Origin of the sequence: Gemmatimonas sp. (assembly GCF_044345575.1) — a bacterium.
GTDB lineage: Bacteria > Gemmatimonadota > Gemmatimonadetes > Gemmatimonadales > Gemmatimonadaceae > Gemmatimonas.
In genome coordinates, this window is record NZ_JBIJAW010000335.1 from 1 (window position 1) to 3,517 (window position 3,517).

General features: G+C 65.8%; 4 protein-coding genes. All 4 read right to left on the minus strand.

All coding sequences use genetic code 11. The features are described 5' to 3' along the window. Positions 1-459 (minus strand): YdcF family protein (locus ACIQ6O_RS14630; protein WP_396208519.1); only part of this gene is annotated, 459 nt, incomplete at its 3' end. Positions 460-567: 108 nt separating this feature from the next. Continuing rightward, the gene (locus ACIQ6O_RS14635; RefSeq protein ID WP_396208520.1) at positions 568-1,977 is read right to left on the minus strand and encodes an MBL fold metallo-hydrolase RNA specificity domain-containing protein; all 1,410 of its coding nucleotides are present in this window, start codon (positions 1,975-1,977) and stop codon (positions 568-570) included. A 68-nt stretch (positions 1,978-2,045) separates the two neighbouring features. Further along, on the minus strand, positions 2,046-3,143 hold the full coding sequence (locus ACIQ6O_RS14640) for an ABC transporter permease (RefSeq protein WP_396208521.1): 1,098 nt from the start codon (positions 3,141-3,143) through the stop codon (positions 2,046-2,048). Between the two features lie 122 nt (positions 3,144-3,265). Further along, the coding region (locus tag ACIQ6O_RS14645; protein ID WP_396208522.1) for a hypothetical protein at positions 3,266-3,517 on the minus strand (252 nt) is incomplete at its 5' end.

Consider the following 3,517-nt stretch of genomic DNA (forward strand, 5'->3'; position numbering starts at 1 on the left):
CGTAGCCGGGTCGACCTTGCGGCCGGCCAGAGAATCCCGCCGCGCCTGCAACAGCTGCGCCGCACCGACAATGGACGCGAACGACGTGCGGCCCTCCGGTTCGAGCATCATGACGTCATTGGGAACGCCGCGGCGTACCAGATACCGGCGACCGGCGGCCGCTTCACTGATCAGATCGCCCGGCCGACGCCCACCGGTCAGCACCACCCGCGGCGCACGCTGCGACTTGTACAGCCCCAGGGCATGGTCGAGACGCGACCTCAGCACCGGCGATGGACGTCCGCCGTATTGCGCCGCACCCAGCACCACGATGGCATCCGCCGTTTCCGCCGCCGATCGACGCGACCACCCGGCAATGCACAGCAACGTCACGAACCACGCCGCCACCAACACGGTCAGCGCACGGGTGACGAATCGAGCGAACTTCGGGCGGGGGGTCTTCGAAACCGGACGTACCATAGACAAGGCCAAACTACGCCAACGGACCGTCCGGCGGCAGCACGGCGCACACGTCGGCGTTCCGCAAACACCCGGCCGGGTGCGACATGACGCGCAGCTGGTGTCCGCTCAGAACGAAACCACGTCGCCCGGTGACGGAATGGACACATCGAATCCGTCGCTACGCAACTGCGCGGCGAATGCGTCCTGCGCCTCACGTTCGCCGTGCACCAGATACACGTGCGGCCGCGCCCGCCCATCGGCCACACCATGCTCGCGCACCGAGCGCAACCAGGCGAGTAGCTCGGTACGATCGGCGTGCGCGCTGTACCCGTTGAGGACCTCCACCTGCGCCTGCAGTGGCACCTCTTCCCCAAAGATACGCAGCACCGACCGTTGCTCCACGATGCGCCGGCCCAGCGTATGCTCGGCCATGAAGCCCACGACGAGAATCGTGTTCCGCGAATCGGTCGCCCCATAGCGCAGGTGGTGCAGAATGCGCCCCGATTCAGCCATGCCCGACGCCGCAATCACGATCATGGGCCCGTGCAGGGTGTTGAGTCGCTTCGACTCACTCACGTCACGCGTGAACTTCACCATGGGGAAGTCGAAGAGGTTGGGCGCCTGACGCACCAGCTCCTCGTTGTGATCGTACGCTTCCGGGTGCATCGCGAACACGGCCGTAGCGTCGGTAGCGAGTGGCGAATCGATGAAGATGGGGATGTCCGGAATCCTCCCATCTCTCCGCAGCGCGTGCAGGTCGTACACCAGCTCCTGCGTGCGCCCCACGGCAAACGCCGGGATGAGCACTCGACCCCCGCGCGCGGCAGTCTCCCGCACCACCGCCGCGAGCTGTTCGCGGGCGCCCTCCACCGACTCGTGATCACGATTGCCGTAAGTGCTCTCGCACAGAATCACGTCAGCGCCCGACTCAGGTGGCTGCGGATCGCGAATGATGGGCAGATTGCACCGCCCCACGTCTCCTGAGAACACCACACGGCGGAACTCCGTGCCTTCACGAACCTCCAGCGTGATGGAGGCACTGCCAAGGATGTGCCCAGCTTCGGTGAACATCGCACGGACCCCGTCGGTCACGTCGAACCACTTGTTCAGTGGCATCCCCACCATGAGTTCGAGCGTGCGCGTCGCGTCTTCCACGCGATACAGCGGCTCGATGATTTCGCTGCGGTGCCGCGCCAGGAACTCCGCGTCCTTTTCCTGGATATGCGCCGAGTCGGCGAGCATGATGGCGCAGAGATCGCGCGTGGCGGGCGTGCACCAGATGGTACCCGTGTAACCCTTCGCCGCGAGATACGGCAAACGGCCGGCGTGGTCGATATGGGCGTGGCTCAGAATAACCGCATCGATCTCGTCGACCGGCACCGGCAGCTTCGCATTCTTCGCGCGCGACTCGCTGCGCCTCCCCTGAAACATGCCGCAATCGAGCAACACCGTACGCTGGTGCGTACCGCTGCCCACGCGCAGGATATGGCAGGAGCCAGTGACTTCGCGCGCGGCGCCGGAGAATTCGATGTGCATATTCAGCGGGATGATTGGAATACGTGCGGCATTCTCACTCTCTCTTGATATAACCGGCGTACACCGCTCTACGCCAACAGTTCGGCGGGCGCGCGCGCACTCAGGCGAACGAAACACGCCACACTCGCGGCGGCGGCGGTCATCAACGGCAGCGCACCGGCCGTGGCCACCGCCTTGAGCAGCGCGTCGGTCGTAATGGCCGGAAGGTCGAACAGCATGGGCAGGAACTGCGCCGACACAGCTCCCACGGCGATCCCGCTGCACACTCCAAGCGCCCCCACCATGGTGCCAATAAGGAGTCCCTGCATCACCACCTGCACACGGGTCGCCCCCATCGCGCGCGTGATCCCCACACTGTGCGCATGGCCGCGCGCGATCGTGACCATCAATGCGGCCACAGCGGCGAGCGATGCGGCGACCAGCACCGCCGACAACCCCGAGGCCCCTCTCTGCAGTGCAGCCGACAGCCGGCTGGCGTCACCGAGCCGCTGCGACGACGACACCATCGAAAGCCGTCCGGTAAACCGGGGATCGCGACGTTCGAGCATCCGCCAAACCTCATAGAGACCGGCGATTCGCGGGTTTTCGGGTTCCTGAGCCAGCAGTGCCGGTGCCCCACCGTCCGCGAGCGTCAATCGATCCAGGACCCCCACTGGTATCACGATCGACCGATCGATCGTCACGGGCGCCATGGTACCGGATTCCGCCACGCCGATCACGTCGAGCACCACACGAGAGAGCCGCAGGCGTCGTGGTGCTACTCCCCGATACACCGAATCCACCAGCGCGCCCCCCAGCACTGCCACAAGTCGCCGGTCATTCACCTCGCGCGCGCTAAACCAGCGCCCCTCACGCAACACCGAGCTCTGCAGGTGTGATATCGGCGCCGATACACCGAGGACTTCCACAAGTCGATCACGCGGTGGTACACGCAGCATCGCCACACGCCGCATCACCGGGGAACGGCGAACAGCCCCGAGCACGCGATCAAGCGTCTGCACTGCCACACGGCCCTCGCTCGCCGATATCCCCGGCGCGGTCTCCACCAGCACGATCTCCTGGCGATCAACGCCAAGATCCTCCTGCAGCGCCGCGTCGAGCGTCGCCACGCCGACATGCAACATCACCGCCATGGCCGTGGTAAAAGCGAGACACAGCACAGCCACGATAGCGATCCACTCCCGCCCGCTGAGCGACCCCCGCACGTCGGTCGCATGCCAGACGTGCGCAAGCCCTACGTCGTGCGAGCGTCGCACGAGCGCCGTTGCCCGAGTCCAGTACCGCACGCTCACGTACCTCGACCTTCGAGCGACGCAATGGCAGTGGTACGCAGCGCCCCAATGCCCGGTACGAGGATCCCCACAACCATGAGGGGCAGGGCCACAGCGACAGCCAATGCCACACTGCCGAACGCGTATGCGATTGGCGCATCGAGCAACCCGGTAGCGTACAGCAACAGACACGCTGCTGCGATCCCCGCTGACCCGGTCGCGATGGCTTCGACAACGAGCTGGCCGAGTAACGCGGCCCGCGACGCCCC

Excerpts from the sequence above, each read along its gene's own strand:
- ACIQ6O_RS14635 (WP_396208520.1), bottom strand. The coding sequence starts at position 1,977 with ATGCACATCGAATTCTCCGGCGCCGCGCGCGAAGTCACTGGCTCCTGC.